Below are 15,772 nucleotides of genomic sequence, written 5' to 3'. Positions count from 1 at the left end.
ACCACGGACACCCTTGCCTTTGGCTAATGGTTCGCATATCCCAACGCCCATAGCGGACTCTCACCGCCAAGTTAATGAACATGCCTGGCACACAAAACAAGCCATTCCTTTGCCAGGAACGGCTTGCTTGCTTATTTTCTTTCGGCTGGAGCGAGAACCTCCACCAAATGCTCTTTGTCAAGCTCAAGATGATGGATCATCTCCTGCGCCGCCTTTTCTTCATCCCGCTCCTTTATGTGAGCGAAAATTCTCCGATGCTGTTCGAGAATATCATCTCCCCGGCTGTCGCCTTTAAAATTCAGCACTCGAAAATAATGGATCAGCCCTTTTAAATCATAGACCTGCTTTTGCAGATGGGCATTGTCCGTAAAGGTCAAAATCAGCTGGTGGAACTTTTCATTGAGGGTGATGATCGTATTATCATCTTTCTTCATTCGAATGGCGATTTCTGTCTCATCCAGCGTCCGCTCAATCTGTGCCAGCTCTTCCTCGCTGGCGATCTTTGTCGTCAGCCTCACTGCAAACGATTCAAGAGCCATCCGGCAGTAATAGATTTCCTTTACATCCTTTAAAGTAGGTTCATAGACAAAAACCTTCGAATTCTCCACAATGAGCAGCCCCTCTTTTTCAAGGATCCGGACCGCCTCCCGGATGGGGCTTTTGCTCACGTTATATTCCTTCGCCAATTGTGTTTCATTGATCCGTTCGCCAGGCTGGTATTTTCCCTCGAAGATCATTTGCCTGATCATATGATAAAACTGTATGTAATAAGGAGCCTGTTTTTCAATTGAAAGGTCACTCATCGGTTTAACCTCACTTCTGTCCAGATGATAGGTTAGCCAAGCAGGAATCAAGGACTATCCAACAATACTATACCATTAATTCCCTCTTTGTTGTAGAGCATGGGGACGGTTCTCGTGCTCTATCTCCTCCCCGGCTCCCCGCATTTCACCAGGAAGCACTGGAACCGTCCCCGTCCCCCTATTTCTTTTGGTTTCCATTGACAAAGTTCTGGATGAATTCGAGCTGGTCCTCGCTTGGGTCGGTGCTGCGCACTTCTTTAAATCGGGCTGTTGCTTTTTCAAGGGAAATTTCCTGTCCGACAATTTCGCCGATGCTGGTGATGTCATCGAGGAAGCTCCACATTTCTTCGTGTGTTTTTGGGTCCTGATGCCCGAGCACATACCATTCTGTATCATATTTTTTTATCTTTGCTAAAAGCGTATTAAGCTCTTCCAGGTCATAGCTCCACTCCCCGCTGTAAAAGTCCTGGTACAGGCAATCCGCGACAAACATCACCTTTGCTTCTCTAACATAAATGATCGAGGAATCCTGTGCATGCACCCCGCCAACATGATCGGCCACGCAAGTCACACCGCCCAGATCCAGCTCCATTTTATCAGTAAAAGTAATTTCCGGTACTTTAAGCTGCAAATGTTCCCTGGTCGGCATTTCTCTTTTAATCATATCCCGGCAAAACTCGATCTCTTCCCCTGTCTCCACACGAGCATCCAGTGAAGCGTCATCCCATTTCAACGTTTTGAGGTATTGGAGTTTCTTCTTCGTGTCTTCATGGCTGATGGTTAAAAGATCCATCGTGTCCATGCCAAAAATATGGTCCCAATGCCAATGGGTAATGAGCACAAATTTTACCGGAGGGACATCCACTTTTTTTACCAATCCAAGAAAATCACTGGCGTGTGCAGGAGAATTCCCGGAGTCTACGATGACGCTGAAATCATCTCCGCAAATCAGCCCCAATGCAGGACGGTCGGTTTCTGAATAATGAGGCATATAATACACTCTGTCTGCTAGTTTTTTCATCATGCTGATTCCTTCTTTCGAATGATATTGTGCGTCTTGTCTTAAAAAGAAGTCCGCCCTTCATCATGACTGGCGAACTTCCCCATTGAATCAAACCACCCGGCTAAGGAAATGATCCAAAAACCGCTCTGCATCTACTTCCGTGCAGACGCGAACTTTAGGTTCCCCTTCAGGATGGCCGACGGTCCTCCCCGCCTCTTCTCCTTCGGTGACGACCTTGACACTCATGGTTTCCGTCGATACGAAACCTGGATCGATGGCTGCCGCGACTGCAAGCGGGTCATGGAGGGCACAGCCGCCAATATCCGGATAGGAAGATTCATAATAATTTATGTAAAACTCGGTCATATCAGCAAGGAATCGGCCCATTTCGTTCCCGGCAGCACGCCATTCATCAAGGTTCGACTTTGGCAATAAAGTCTGCATCGTCACGTCAAGTCCCACAAGGGTGACGGGCAGGCCTGATGACAGGACAAACTCCGCTGCTTCCGGGTCGGCGAATATATTGGCTTCGGCGTAAGCATTCACGTTTCCTGGCACTTTCACGGCTCCTCCCATCACGACCACCTCTTTCACGAGCGGGATGATTTCGGGCGCCCTTTGAATCGCCAGGGCGAGGTTGGTCAGCGGCCCGACGGTAATGATCGTGATTTCATGCGGGCGGTCCTTCACCTGTTGTACCATGAAGTCCGGGGCAAATTGGCTTTCTTCCTTAGCCAATGGCTCCTGAGTCAGGGTATTGCCCAATCCGTCCTCTCCATGAACATGCTTGGCCGAGCGCGTTTTTATCCTGCCGTTAAACGATTGATCAGCTCCCGCATAGACAGGAACCTTCTTCCCCGCTTTTTCCAAAACAGCAAGCGTATTGCGGGTGGCTTCTTGTACGGAAACGTTGCCAAAGCAGGTCGTAAACGCCAGCAGTTCCAGTTCCGGCGAGTTTAAAGCGTAAGACATCGCCAGGGCATCATCAATTCCCGTATCCACATCCAATATAATTGGCTTCAAATTTTATTCCTCCATTCCCTTGTTCATATAGGAATTTAATTTTAGTACGTTCATTTCCTGAACCTACCCTAATATTGTTTAAGCGCTTCATACATGAGTTTCCAAAAGCCTTCAACATCAAGTTCCATGCCAAACTTGGCGTTCTTTTCCCTGCCTGTTACCCCAAGGAGGTCGACTGCCGTGGTCCCGGCCGTCAATTCGCCTTTTGTTTCAACAGCAATATTGACCTCTTTCATCTTGAACAATTCCGGAGCCACACAATAGGCGACTGTAAGGACATCGTGAACAGGTCCCCCCTCCATCCCAAACATTTCCTGATTGGTTTGGGCAAAGAATTCCAATAGTTCACCGACAATTTTGGCAACTCTGTTGTCAATTTGACTTACTTGATCAATCACTTCTCTTGTGGCCATCGCCTGATGGGTGATATCGAGACCCATGACGGCAAGCGGCACACCGCTGTCAAACACCTTTTTCGCTGCTTCCGGGTCGGCCCAGATATTAAACTCGGCGGTCGGGGTCCAGTTGCCGAAAGTGCCTCCGCCCATCAGGACAATCTCTTCAATATTGTCCTTGATTTCCGGCGCTTTGGCTAAAGCCAGCGCCACATTGGTCAATGGCCCTGTCGGAAGGATGGTAACAGGCTCTTTTGATTCTCTTACCAGCCTTACGATCGTATCAGCGCCATGTTCCCCGCTCCAGCTGCGGGATGGTTCAGGCAGCACCGGGCCATCCAAACCGGAATCCCCATGAATGCCAGGGGCCGTTTCCCGCACCCGAACCAATGGATCGCTGGCCCCTTTGGAAACCAAAACATCTGTCAGCGAAACCAACTCACAGATTTTCAGGGCATTAATGGTCGTTTTTTCAATTTCCGCATTTCCTGACACAGTCGTAATACCCAAAATCTCCAATTCAGGCCGTGCCGCCGCCAGGATAATCGCGATCGCGTCGTCATGGCCAGGATCACAATCCATGATGATTTTTCTTTTATTCATCCTTTTTCACCTCTATATGACTATAATTGTTCAATGCATGATAAAAATGCATGCAACTGCTATTACAGCATGAAAAATCCAGGTTGGCAATATTCAGGCATTTCATTGCAACAAAACGGGTACCCTTCAGGTCTCGATGATATCACCTTGTCGCACCCATTGATTGGATGTTAATGTTCAGGGAAACATCAATTGCAGCTTCCGCAAGCGCTTCACCCCAGTGATCCTTTACTTTTTTGAATTGTTCATATTCATAGGCTCTTGCATAAATTCCAAGGCCGATTGGATCAATTTTGTTGTCCTGGATTTTCTTAATCACACTGTCAAGTCGGGTTTTCACTTCTTTCCCAATCAGCTTCTCCAGCTCTTCTTCTTTTACCCGGTTCGCTGGAAATAGGCGTTCCCCAACATTTACATCCATGTCAATGTTATAGTGAAAATGAAATTTACCCTGGTCATATTTGGTCTTCACTTTAGACTTAACACGTCTGACTTCCATGCTTACCTCTTTCCTATGAAAAAGCTTTCCTTTCTCGCCATCCACCTCCGGAATCGACAAGGAAAAGGTTAATTCCTCCTTATTTTGGTCCTGCAGGACGATCAGCGCTGAGGATTCTGGAATACTGAGCGTTTCTACATTCTTTCCATTCTTGTTAAGCAAGGTTGTTCCCGCATAGACAACATCTTTTCCTTTTTTTACTTCCGGTAACGAAGGAGTCATACCCTGCTCATACATTTGCCGATGAAGCAGCTGCAAATTGCTCATGACCGCTCGGCTACGGTCAACATTTTTATCAATCAATTCCTTCAAATACAGCGGCAGCCGGGGTTTATTGTCCGGTTCAAAAAAAATAAGGTCTGATACTGGTCCATCCACCACGACCACCCTTGTATTTAKGGAAAAAGTGGGATTTCGAAATACCGTATCCAGAAGGACAAACCAATCTTCATGTTCAAGTACTTTCTTTCCAATCAGCAGCACTTGAATTTTCGCCGCAGTGATTTCTCCCGTTGCCCTCGCATCAAAATATTTCCTGGATTCCCTGATGGATTCCGCCTTTACTTCATAGGTTTCAATATTTTTTTTGGTTTCTTTATTAAACACCGGACTTGATTCGGAAATGATGAGATTATTTTTTTCATCGAGGTCAATCCCAAGGATCAGGGAAATGGCTAAATCCTCAAGTGGAATATTGCCTCCACAGCTTGAAAGCACGGAAACAAGAAGCATGAATGGCACTGCAAGAAACCGGCATTTCATTTGGCCGCCCTCCTTTTAAAAAGCCCCTGCACCCAGAGAAATCCCCATAAACAAAGGGGAAGAGCAAATGCAGTAATTAAACTGTACTGTTTGGCTATTTTCTGGAGAATCGCATTTTGATCGAGATTCGGTGGAAACAATACAACATACACAACTTCAATTAACAGCAGCCAGGCTAAATGCCCACGGTGAATTTGTTTCCCAGCCAGCCTGCTCGTACAAAATACGGTTAAAAACATAAATGGCAGGACGGTGGTAGACATCACGAATAAGTAAAAGGAAAACAACACAATTTCCAGTCTTTCAATAAACTTAAATTCAAGAACCTTTAACATCTCAATCGTAGGTTCATTAAAGATGGCTATTTCATCGGGACTGTAAAATGCAAAAGCCGCTATCGTGATCACCAGGAATGCCAGCAACGAGATGCTGTTCGCAATTATAATTCCCATCGAGGCCTTCTCCTTTTTTTGTAAAAAAGGATAAAAGAATAATGCCGTTTCAAAGCCTATAAATGAGAAAAGGGCCGTTTTTGCCGCTGTAAGAATGGGAGTCCATCCTTCCTTCAGGACCGGAAGCAAATGAAGCCACTCGGCGTTTTTTAAAGGGAATAAATAAATGATTATGGTCCACAATGTCATAAAAAAAACGAGTTCCGCATACCTGCCTAATATATTGATGTGCCCGCGAACAATAAGGTAGCTCGGAATCGACAGCAGCAAAATGATCACATAAACCTTGGTACGAGGCAAAATCCACGCCTGGATAAAAAGGGCTTCTCGAATAAAAATAACATGTGCCAATAAACCAAAATAGAAAGCGAATAATATTGCGCCCGCCTTTCCGGCCGCTTTCCCAAAGTAATGGTTTAAAAGATCAAGAATCGTTCCATTTGGATGTTTTTTCATAACTTGGATGATGATCAAACTGGCCATTGTCGTAAGCAGCCAGGAAATAATGATGGCAATCCAGCCATCTGTCCCTGCTTTTTCAGCCAGTTCCCGCGGCAGAGTTAATACTCCAACGCCCATTTGGACACCATGAATCAAAAAGATATATTGCATAAGTGTAATTTTTTTGTTACTTATCAATCATCTTCACCCTTTGGATGGCTGGCATTGGCGGTTCCCATTTGAACGGCTCCTGTACTGGCAGGGCGCTTTTTAAGCGTCCATTGCGGCAAGCGAATAAAGATATCCTTCCAGTCCTGGAATCGTAAAGGCGCGAGCGGGCTGCCATACGGCATCCCTAGTGATTCAAGCGAAATGAAGTGGGCAATGATCATCATTAAACCAACTGTTATTCCTACAAACCCGAACAATGATGCAAGGACCATCATCGGAAACCGGACTAGCCGAATGGCAGAGCCCATTTCATAATTAGGAATGATAAAAGATGCGACGGCTGTCAAAGCGACAACAATGACCATGATATTACTGACGATTCCCGCCTGAACCGCTGCCTGGCCAATGACGATGCCGCCCACAATCCCAACCGTCTGTCCAATTTTAGCTGGAAGCCGCACCCCTGCTTCCCTTAGCATTTCAAGGGTAACCTCCATAATAAATGCCTCAATATAAGGCGGAAAGGGGACCTGCTCTCTTGATTCACCCACGGAAAATAGCAGCTTTAAAGGAATCACTTCAAAATGAAAGGAAATGATGGCGATGTAAATCGCTGGCAGGAAAATGGCGATTAAAAACCCGAAATACCTCATAAGACGGATAAAAGAAGCGACCATCCAACGGGAGCTGTAGTCATCTGTGGCCTTGAAGAAAGAATCAAATGTTACAGGTCCAATGATGACACTCGGTGACCGGTCGACCACAACTGCGAATCTGCCTTGTAAAATCTCGGCAGCAGCATAATCAGGGCGTTCGGTCAATAGAAGCTGCGGAAAAGGAGAGTACGGGTCATCCTCAATGTATTCCACAAGCACACCCGCGTTTGTTATGCTGTCAACCTTGATTTTCTGTATTCGTTCCTCAAGTTCTTTCAGCACATCCAGATTCGCAACATCTGCCAGATACAAGATTGAAACTTTCGTTTTCCCCCTTTCTCCTACCGTCCTTTCCTTTATTTTCAGTTCCCGGTTGTGAATTTGCTGGCGGATTAATGCGACATTATCACTTCCCGTTTCTGTGAAGCCAACATGCGCTCCTGTTAAGGAAGATTCAATTGGCGTGTCTTCAATCGACCTTTTAGGAAATTGAGCCGTATCGTATAAAAAGGCTTCTGACTGTTTATCCACAAACAAGACGCATTGGCCATTTAAAATCGCATTCTCAATTTCCGGCCACGCAGTAACTTCCTTGATGTGGCCAAGCGACACCCTTAATTGGACTTCTTCCCCGTCCTGTTTCCCCTCAAATAAAAGGGGTTTCAACACACCGCTAAAAATGGTTTTACTATCGGTAATTCCACTAATATAGACCACTGCCGCCTGGCTGGCTGTTTGTTTTATGACCAATTCCCGCATCACCAGATCTGGTGTATCGCAAAAAATGGATTGGATTATTGCCAAATTATCCTCTAATTCGGAGCTTATCCTGTCTTTATGGCCGATATTCTGGGATTGTTGAGCAGGAGATGCCTTCTTGTACTTCCGAAAAAACCCCATATAAACCCCACCTAGTTGATGATAGTTTATTTTGCATCATGAGCTGGAAAATCATGCATGAAACGAGCTATAAGCGCTCCCCGTTGACCAAAACAAAAAAAAGCACCCCGAAAGATGCTTTATCATTTGTTATTTTTGTTGAACGGCTTCTGCCATCTTTAAAGTATGTTTATTTTCTATTTTCCCAAGTGAATGTTATCACACGAGAAGCAGCCCATCCTGATCCAAAATCACAATCTTTTTATTCGACTTTTGTTGAATCAAACCTGCCTCTTCCAGGTCGGCCAATTTTCGGCTGATTGTTTCAGGAGTCGTTCCCAGATAGGAAGCCAAATCCTTTTTACTCATGGGCAGTGTGATTTCTTTGGACCGATCATGGTCCATGCATTCAGCCAGGAAGGAGGCAAGCCTTGCTTCCACCTTCTCGGTCGCAAAACGGGTGGTTTGCTTTTCTGATTGTTCAAGGCGGATCGAGAATTCCGTCAGGATTTTCAACGAGACAGACGGATATTTCAAAAGGAGTTTTTGAAGGTCCTCCCTTCTTATGATGCACACCTGGGTTTCTTCCATGGCCTCGCCAAAAGCTTCATGAACCCCATCTTTGAATAGAGCAAGCTCACCTGTAAAATTCCCTGGCGCTAAAATGCGCAGCAGCTGTTCCTTGCCGGATTCCGATAGCCGATAAATTCTAATTTTCCCTGTGTGGACGATATAGAGCGAATCCGAAGGGTCTCCTGCCCGGTAAACCATTTCCCCTCGTTTGTAGGCAACAGATTGGACCATCCCCATCACTTCATTCATTTGGCCATCTTCCAAATGATTAAAAATGGGGACCTGGGAAACACATCCTCTCTGCGTTCTTCCGCAATGCTGATGCGTATGCTGTACTTCCATTTCCCCTTCATCTCCTTTCCCCTCCGTCATGTTCTATCGTTTAAGCTTCCCTATTCACATTATACACGGAAGCTTTCAGATGCAGGCCGGCATTTGCTCCTTTAGGCTGGAACCTGATCAGCCTCATCCCGTTTACAATGACAAGCAAAACGCTGGCCTCATGGACGAACATCCCCGACGCTAAATGGACCGATCCATTTAGTACTCCAAGCAGGAGGACAAACACGGTGGCAACGGCGAAGTACGTATTCTGCTTCATATTAGCAATCGTTGCCTTTGACAGCGAGTAGGCATGCGACAGCTGTGTCAGTTTATCCGCCATCAGCACTACATCTGCACTTTCCATTGATATATCAGTTCCGCCCTCGCCCATTGCCAGCCCGATATCCGCGGTGGCAATGGCGGGTGCATCATTGATTCCATCCCCGGCCATCGCCACGACATAGCCTTTTTCCTTCAGTTTTTTCACATAATCCACTTTATTTTCCGGCAGTAATTCAGCATGATATTCATCCAATCCCAGTTTCCTGGCTACCATTTCAGCAGTATGGCGATTATCACCTGTCAGCATCACCATTTTCCTGATTCCATTTTCCCTCATCGCCGCCAGTGCTGTCGCGGCGTCTTCACGGATTTGATCCGCGATTGAGAAGATGCCGGCTATTTCGCCATTCACCGCTGCAAAAACGGCCGTATTTCCTGCTTTCTCACGCTCGACAGCATAATCTGCAGCATCTTGCGGGATAAGGATTTTTTCGGCATTCATCAACTTGCGGTTTCCGACGCTTACCGTTTTGCCGCCAACCTTCGCTGTGATGCCATTTCCTTTAATGATTTGGCCATCCTCGGGCTTGCTGTCCATGTTTATTTTTCTTCCCTTTGCCTCTTTGACAATAACTTGACCTAGATGATGTTCTGAAAGGGTTTCGGCAGTCGCAGCCAACCGCAGCAATTCATTGGTCTCGTAGTCGCTAAATGCTTTAATATCGGTCACTTCCGGCTTTCCTTTCGTCAGCGTCCCGGTTTTATCAAAAACAATGGTGTCGACTTTGGCGAATTTGTCCATGACTTCCCCGCCTTTAACGAGGACACCATGCCTGGCCCCGTTGCCAATCCCGGCTACAGTCGAGACCGGGGCGCCAATAACCAACGCTCCCGGACAAGCAATCACCAGGAAGGTAATCGCCATGTGAAGGTCCTTGGTAAGGAGAAAAACAAGGATCGATAAAACCACAACGGAAGGGGTATAGAGGGCGGAAAATTTATTAAGGAATTTTTCCGTTTTTGTTTTCGATTCCTTTGCTTCCTCCACCAGTTCGATGATTTTGGAAAAAGCAGTGTCATCGCCGACCTTTTCTGCGATGATTTCAATGTAGCCATTGTCCACCATCGTTCCGCTGAAAACCTGGTCCTCTGCCCTTTTCGAAGCAGGAACGGATTCTCCTGTTATCGAAGCTTCATTCAGGAATGCCTGGCCGGAAATGATCCTTCCGTCAACAGGAACTTTGCCTCCTGAGCGAACCACCACTGTATCGCCCTTCACGACATCTTCCGCCGCAATATTGAAGAAGTTTCCTTCCCTGATGACCACAGCCTCCTGGGGCGCCATATCGACCAGTTTTTTCAAAGAGGATCTTGTTTTTTCCAGCGTCCGCCTTTCAAGATAATCACCAAATAAAAACAGGAAGGTAACCACTGATGATTCCGTATATTCCTGAATGGCCAGAGCCCCAATCACAGCGATTGTGACTAGCAGCTCAATGCTGAATGTTTTCATGACGAGCGCCTTATAAGCCTTTATTGCAATGGGTATTCCAGCGATGATGGTCGCCAGGACAAGGGCGATATTTTTGAGTTCTCCATTCCCCAGCCAGCCTGCTACGAATCCGGATGCAATGAGCAGGAACGCAGCAACAGTCATTTGATTTCTATGCTTATTGACGGCCCTATCCATAAACAATCCCTCCTAATCATATAATCTCTGCGGAATAAGCGATATTAGGACACCTTTGCCGATAATACCTCATATCCCAATTTTTTGATGATTTCCTCCAGCTCACCCGCATTAATTTGGCTTTCATCATACACCGCTTTCACTTTGCGGGAGATGAATAAAACAGCAGCTGAATCCACACCAACTGTCTTACTCAACTTCGACTCAATTTTTTTAATACAGGACGGACAAGTTAACGGCTCTAATTGAAACACTGCTTTTGACATTTGAATTCCTCCCTTTCCTTAATCTATCTTCATTTTAATTCGCCACTTCCGACTAGTAATTGATTAAGGTCAAGTTTCAAAAAAGGGACGGTTCTCCTGCTTCCAATGGAAGCAGGAGAACCGTCCCCGTGTTTTATTTCCTGTGCATTTTAAATTCCAAAAACAATTCGTTGTAATAAGCCAGATTTTCCTGGCCGAGGTTTTCGTATACTTCGAGTTTCTCTGTCAGCTCTGCGGGCGGGTAGAATCGTTCATCGGTTACCATTTCTTCAGGCAAAAATTCCAGCGCGGCTTTATTCGGCGTGGAGTAAGAGACCCATTCTGTGTTCTGTGCGGCAATTTCCGGGTCCAGGATGAAATTGATGAACTGATGTGCACCCTCAACGTTCTTGGCTGTCTTCGGAATCACCATGTTGTCGAACCAAAGGTTGGAACCTTCTTCCGGAACAACATAGTCAAGATTCTCGTTTTCGTACATGATGTCAGCAGCGTCGCCCGACCAGACCAGTCCAATCGGCGCTTCCTCGTTAGCTAGCAGGATTTTGATTTCATCCCCGACGATCGCCTTGATGTTAGGGGTCAGGGTGTCGAGCTTTTCCTTCGCTTCCCGCAAATGCTCCTTGTCGGTGTCATTCAGGGAATAGCCAAGGCTGTTCAGTCCCATGCCCATCACCTCGCGGGCACCGTCGACAAGCAGAATCTCATTTTTCAGGTCTGGATCCCATAGGTTGTTCCAGCTGGTAAATTCTTTGCCGCCGAGGAGCGACGGATTGTAGACGATTCCGACCGTTCCCCAGAAATAGGGAATCGAGTATTCGTTGCCTGGATCGAAGGGCAGATTCATGAACCGTTCGTCGATATTTTTCAGGTTAGGCAGCTTGCTGTGGTCAATCGGAATCAGCAGGTCCTCAGCCCGCATTTTTTCAATCATGTACTCGGAAGGGACAGCGATATCATAGGAGGTGCCTCCCTGCCTTACCTTTGTCATCATCGCCTCGTTGGAATCGAATGTCTCATATACGACGCTGATGCCTGTTTCTTTTTCAAACGTTTTGATCAAATCGGGATTAATATAATCGCCCCAGTTGTAGATGGTCAATGTATTGTCTCCTGAATAGCCTTGTGTGTCATTCAGCTTGGAAATGGCCGCCAGCAGCAGGACAGATACAAGAGAGATGGCGATGAAAGCACGAACCAGCTGCTTCATTTCCTCACCCCCACAGTGTTAACCTTCTGGCGCTGGGCAATGAAGTAATAGACCACAACCAGGATAATGGTGAACAAGAATAACAATGTCGATAAAGCATTGATATTCAAGGACACCCCGCGGCGCGCCAGGGAATAGATTTCGACGGAAAGCGTGCTGAAGCCGTTCCCTGTCACAAAAAACGTGACCGCGAAATCATCAAGCGAATACGTCAGGGCCATAAAAAAGCCGGCCATGATGCCTGGCGATAAATACGGCAGGATCACCTTTGTCAGTACATCCCAGCTGTTTGCCCCAAGGTCCCTCGCCGCGTCGACAAGCGATGGGCTCATTTCCGACAGTTTAGGAAGCACCAGCAGGACAACAATCGGCACGCTGAAGGCAATGTGCGAAAGCAGGACCGAATAAAATCCCAGCTTGTAGCCGGATACCGTGAACAAAATCAGGAAGGATGCCCCGATGATGACATCCGGGCTGACAATCAGCACATTATTCAGCGACATCATCGTATTCCGTGCACTTCGTTTTTTTAACGCATGAATTCCAATCGCCCCTAATACGCCGATGATGGTTGCAATCAGCGCAGACAGCAAGGCGACCACCAGCGTGTTCAGGACAATGATCAGCAGGCGGACATCGCTGAACAATTCCCTGTACCAATCGAGCGTGAAGCTTTCAAAATGGTACATCGTCCCGCCGCTGTTGAACGAATAAAAAATCAGGAAAAAGATCGGTGCATATAAAATAAAGAAAACGAGTAATAAAAAGACATTAGCCAACCGAGATCCTTTTCGTTCCAACTTACACACCCCGCTTTCGGTTGCCTGTGATGGCCATGATGGCAAACATGATGAGAATCAAAAATACCGCAATCGTGGCACCCATCCCCCAGTCCTGGGTCACAAGGAAATGCTGTTCGATGGCCGTTCCAAGCGTAATTACCCGGTTGCCGGCGATCAGGCGTGTCAGCATGAACAAAGATAATGCCGGGATGAAGACAATCTGGATGCCCGATTTTACCCCTTCAATCGTCAGCGGGAAAATCACACGCGTAAAAGTTGTCCACTTGCTGGCGCCCAAATCATTGGCGGCATCAATCAGGGTAGGATTCAGCTCATTCAGCGAGTTGAAAATCGGCAAAATCATGAATGGGATAAAGATATAAACCGATACAAATATAAAGCTGAAATCCGTGAACAGAATTTGCTGCCTGCCGATGCCAATCGCTTCCAGCAGCTGATTGCTGACACCGTATGTTCCGAAGATGCCAAGGAAGGCATACGCCTTCAGCAAGAGATTGATCCAGGAAGGAACGATGATAAGCAGCAGCCAGAGCTGGCTATGCCTTGTTTTAGTTAAAAAATAGGCGGTTGGATAGGCCACCAGCAGCGAGAACAAGGTAATCAGGAACGCGTACCAGAACGAACTGAAGGTCATTTTCAAATAAACCGGCGTAAAAAACTTCTGGTAGTTTGCCAGCGAAAAATGGCCGTTTATATCCAGGAAAGAATAATAGATGACGAGCAAAATCGGCGCGATGACGAAGAACACCATCCAAAGCGTGTACGGTAGCATGAACCATGAACGGGTTAGCCTGCTGTTCATTTAGCTTCCCCATCCTCATAGGCTTCCAGACGGGCGTCGAATTCTTCTTCCGTTTCGCCCAGGCGCATGACATGGATGGCCTCTGGTTCAAAATAAAGCCCGATTGCGTCGCCAACTTCCGCCTTTTTGGTGGAATGGACAAGCCACTCGTTGCCTGCCTCATCATAGCAGCTTAGCTCATAGTGAACGCCGCGGAACAGCTGGGAGTCGACTTTCACCTGCAGTTTGCCGTTCGCAACAGATGTGATTTCCAGGTCTTCCGGCCGGATGACGATTTCGATAGGCTCATTGGGATTGAGGCCCATGTCGACGCACTCAAAGCGTTTGCCTGTGAACTCTACCAGATAGTCTTCTACCATCGTTCCGTGGACAATATTGGATTCGCCGATAAAATCGGCCACAAAACGGTTGATCGGCTCATCATAAATATCCGTAGGGCTGCCGCTCTGCACGATTTTCCCCTCGTTTAGGACGAAAATCTCATCCGACATCGCCAGCGCTTCCTCCTGGTCATGGGTAACGAATATGAACGTGATGCCAAGGCGGCTTTGGAGCTCGCGGAGTTCATACTGCATTTCGGTACGCAGCTTCAGATCCAGGGCGGATAATGGTTCGTCAAGGAGGATGACTTCCGGCTCGTTGACAATCGCCCGGGCAATCGCGACGCGCTGGCGCTGCCCGCCCGACATCTCCCGGATTTCCCTATTTTCATAGCTTGTAAGGTTCACGAACTGGAGCGCTTCTTTTACCTTCGCCTCGATTTGGGCATTCTTCAGCTTCTTGATGCGCAAGCCAAACGCCACATTCTCGAACACATTCAGATGGGGAAACAAGGCATAATCCTGGAAGACCGTATTCACCTGGCGCTTGTTGGCGGGCAGATCATTGATTCTTTTTCCATCAAAAAGAATGTCTCCCGATGTCGCTTGAGTGAACCCGGCAATCAGGCGGAGAATCGTCGTTTTCCCGCATCCGGACGGGCCAAGAAGCGTATAAAATTTCCCGCGCTCAATCTCAAAGCTCACATCATCAAGCACAGCCGGGTCATTATCATATTGTTTTGTCACATTTTTAAATTGAATAATCGCTGAGTTAGCCATTATAACCTCCTCTTTGCCAAAGCTTTTTTATAATAAATAAATAAATTGATAGGCACACCGAATCATTATACAACAGTGGATAAAAAATACAATGTGCAAAGGCTGTAAATTCAAGCATTTTCCGGCAGCTGCTCCCCGGCCCCCCAAAAAAAAGAGCCTTTCCAGGGAAAGACTCGTCAACATGTGAAAACTACTAAATCCCCATTGCCCCTGGACCACCAGCCGGAGTACGAAAAACCACACCATGTTTAGACCGTATGGAAATTCCCAATACTAAACATAATTATGGTTCAGGAGAGATATAATGTTGGAATTTTATCGTGCCTTCCTGGTTTTTGCCGCAGGTTTTTTCTTTTTGCGAATCACTGGAAAAAAGGCTGTAACCCAAATGCATTCTTTTGATATATTGTACATATTCGTGGTGACCAACATTATCAGTGACCCTCTTGAGGTTAGCAACTTGGGAGAAGCTCTTATCTACGCGGGTATTATAGTCATTTTGTATAAAATTCTTATACAGCTGTCTTTAAATAAAAAATTCAGGTGGATTTTATACGAAAGTCCTACTGTATTAATTCAGAACGGCGATATTGACCGGAAAGCACTTAAAAAAGTTCGCCTGCCTCTAAATGAATTGCTGTCACAATTAAGAGGAAAAGGTTTTACCGATATACAAAATATCGCATTGGCCATAATGGAAGATACAGGGGATATCAGTGTCATTCCCAAAGCGGAATACCGGCCTATTCAACCCCATGATTTAAATCTGCCTGTCAAGAAAAGTTATCTGCCAATCCCGTTAATACTGGATGGGCAAATTGTTTATGCTAACTTAAAATATCTGCAATTAAACCAAAGCTGGCTGATGAACGAACTGCAGAAAAGGGGCGAAAAAGCTGAAAACATCATATTGGCAACGTACCTGGAAGATGGAGATTTATTTATAGATAATAATGATGTGAAAAATGGTCAAAATGATCTTTATCATTATAAGCCAGGGAGGGAGAAGTAATTGGTACGGCCAGGCTGGATTTTCTC

Annotated in this window: 15 protein-coding genes; 1 reads left to right on the top strand and 14 read right to left on the bottom strand. The window is 46.3% G+C overall.

Annotation, left to right across the window (positions count from 1 at the left end):
- Positions 1 to 131 precede the first annotated feature (131 nt).
- The 14 genes from ADU22_RS11940 to ADU22_RS11875 form a co-directional block, all read right to left on the bottom strand.
- Entirely contained in the window at positions 132 to 803 is a 672-nt protein-coding gene (locus tag ADU22_RS11940) for a GntR family transcriptional regulator (RefSeq protein ID WP_053362349.1), read from the bottom strand.
- A gap of 178 nt (positions 804 to 981) precedes the next feature.
- Positions 982 to 1,827: an MBL fold metallo-hydrolase gene (locus ADU22_RS11935; protein WP_053362348.1), complete on the bottom strand. Its 846-nt coding sequence runs from the start codon at positions 1,825 to 1,827 to the stop codon at positions 982 to 984.
- A gap of 87 nt (positions 1,828 to 1,914) precedes the next feature.
- On the bottom strand, positions 1,915 to 2,829 hold the full coding sequence (locus ADU22_RS11930; RefSeq protein WP_053362347.1) for a nucleoside hydrolase: 915 nt from the start codon (positions 2,827 to 2,829) through the stop codon (positions 1,915 to 1,917).
- 68 nt (positions 2,830 to 2,897) lie between these two features.
- On the bottom strand, positions 2,898 to 3,827 hold the full coding sequence (locus tag ADU22_RS11925; RefSeq protein ID WP_053362346.1) for a nucleoside hydrolase: 930 nt from the start codon (positions 3,825 to 3,827) through the stop codon (positions 2,898 to 2,900).
- 142 nt (positions 3,828 to 3,969) lie between these two features.
- The gene (locus tag ADU22_RS11920; protein WP_053362345.1) at positions 3,970 to 5,088 is read right to left on the bottom strand and encodes a Ger(x)C family spore germination protein; all 1,119 of its coding nucleotides are present in this window, start codon (positions 5,086 to 5,088) and stop codon (positions 3,970 to 3,972) included.
- Positions 5,085 to 6,179: a GerAB/ArcD/ProY family transporter gene (locus tag ADU22_RS11915; protein ID WP_053362344.1), complete on the bottom strand. Its 1,095-nt coding sequence runs from the start codon at positions 6,177 to 6,179 to the stop codon at positions 5,085 to 5,087. The genes ADU22_RS11920 and ADU22_RS11915 overlap by 4 nt, the downstream gene beginning before the upstream one ends.
- Positions 6,176 to 7,708, bottom strand: a complete 1,533-nt coding sequence (locus ADU22_RS11910) for a spore germination protein (RefSeq protein WP_053362343.1) — start codon at positions 7,706 to 7,708, stop codon at positions 6,176 to 6,178. The genes ADU22_RS11915 and ADU22_RS11910 overlap by 4 nt, the downstream gene beginning before the upstream one ends.
- Positions 7,709 to 7,906: 198 nt before the next feature.
- Complete coding sequence (locus tag ADU22_RS11905) at positions 7,907 to 8,602, bottom strand: Crp/Fnr family transcriptional regulator (RefSeq protein WP_053364545.1); 696 nt, start codon at positions 8,600 to 8,602, stop codon at positions 7,907 to 7,909.
- 40 nt (positions 8,603 to 8,642) lie between these two features.
- Positions 8,643 to 10,556 (bottom strand): heavy metal translocating P-type ATPase, encoded by a 1,914-nt coding sequence (locus ADU22_RS11900; RefSeq protein WP_053362342.1) that lies wholly within the window; start codon positions 10,554 to 10,556, stop codon positions 8,643 to 8,645.
- A 44-nt stretch (positions 10,557 to 10,600) separates the two neighbouring features.
- On the bottom strand, positions 10,601 to 10,822 hold the full coding sequence (locus ADU22_RS11895; protein ID WP_053362341.1) for a heavy-metal-associated domain-containing protein: 222 nt from the start codon (positions 10,820 to 10,822) through the stop codon (positions 10,601 to 10,603).
- Positions 10,823 to 10,955: 133 nt separating this feature from the next.
- Positions 10,956 to 12,029 carry an ABC transporter substrate-binding protein gene (locus ADU22_RS11890; RefSeq protein WP_053362340.1) on the bottom strand — a complete coding sequence of 358 codons (1,074 nt, stop codon included), beginning with the start codon at positions 12,027 to 12,029 and terminating at the stop codon, positions 10,956 to 10,958.
- Entirely contained in the window at positions 12,026 to 12,829 is an 804-nt protein-coding gene (locus ADU22_RS11885; RefSeq protein WP_053362339.1) for an ABC transporter permease, read from the bottom strand. The genes ADU22_RS11890 and ADU22_RS11885 overlap by 4 nt, the downstream gene beginning before the upstream one ends.
- A gap of 1 nt (position 12,830) precedes the next feature.
- Entirely contained in the window at positions 12,831 to 13,634 is an 804-nt protein-coding gene (locus ADU22_RS11880; RefSeq protein ID WP_053362338.1) for an ABC transporter permease, read from the bottom strand.
- The gene (locus ADU22_RS11875) at positions 13,631 to 14,734 is read right to left on the bottom strand and encodes an ABC transporter ATP-binding protein (protein ID WP_053362337.1); all 1,104 of its coding nucleotides are present in this window, start codon (positions 14,732 to 14,734) and stop codon (positions 13,631 to 13,633) included. Before ADU22_RS11875 ends, ADU22_RS11880 begins: the two co-directional genes overlap by 4 nt.
- Before the next feature lie 460 nt (positions 14,735 to 15,194).
- On the opposite strand from ADU22_RS11875, the gene ADU22_RS11870 reads away from it, so the two are divergent.
- A complete protein-coding gene (locus tag ADU22_RS11870) occupies positions 15,195 to 15,746 on the top strand; it encodes a DUF421 domain-containing protein (RefSeq protein ID WP_197280048.1) in 552 nt (183 codons plus the stop codon).
- Positions 15,747 to 15,772 lie beyond the last annotated feature (26 nt).

The organism is Bacillus sp. FJAT-27251 (assembly GCF_001273925.1).
Lineage (GTDB): Bacteria > Bacillota > Bacilli > Bacillales > Cytobacillaceae > Mesobacillus_B.
The sequence above is the reverse complement of the archived record's forward strand: the minus strand, read 5'-3'. Positions and strand labels throughout refer to the sequence as shown.

Bases quoted from the DNA above. Each gene is read 5' to 3' on its own strand.
- ADU22_RS11940 (WP_053362349.1), bottom strand. From the start codon at position 803: ATGAGTGACCTTTCAATTGAAAAACAGGCTCCTTATTACATACAGTTT.
- ADU22_RS11935 (WP_053362348.1), bottom strand. From the start codon at position 1,827: ATGATGAAAAAACTAGCAGACAGAGTGTATTATATGCCTCATTATTCA.
- ADU22_RS11925 (WP_053362346.1), bottom strand. From the start codon at position 3,827: ATGAATAAAAGAAAAATCATCATGGATTGTGATCCTGGCCATGACGAC.
- ADU22_RS11910 (WP_053362343.1), bottom strand. From the start codon at position 7,708: ATGGGGTTTTTTCGGAAGTACAAGAAGGCATCTCCTGCTCAACAATCC.
- ADU22_RS11905 (WP_053364545.1), bottom strand. From the start codon at position 8,602: ATGGAAGTACAGCATACGCATCAGCATTGCGGAAGAACGCAGAGAGGA.
- ADU22_RS11900 (WP_053362342.1), bottom strand. From the start codon at position 10,556: ATGGATAGGGCCGTCAATAAGCATAGAAATCAAATGACTGTTGCTGCG.
- ADU22_RS11895 (WP_053362341.1), bottom strand. From the start codon at position 10,822: ATGTCAAAAGCAGTGTTTCAATTAGAGCCGTTAACTTGTCCGTCCTGT.
- ADU22_RS11890 (WP_053362340.1), bottom strand. From the start codon at position 12,029: ATGAAGCAGCTGGTTCGTGCTTTCATCGCCATCTCTCTTGTATCTGTC.
- ADU22_RS11880 (WP_053362338.1), bottom strand. From the start codon at position 13,634: ATGAACAGCAGGCTAACCCGTTCATGGTTCATGCTACCGTACACGCTT.
- ADU22_RS11875 (WP_053362337.1), bottom strand. From the start codon at position 14,734: ATGGCTAACTCAGCGATTATTCAATTTAAAAATGTGACAAAACAATAT.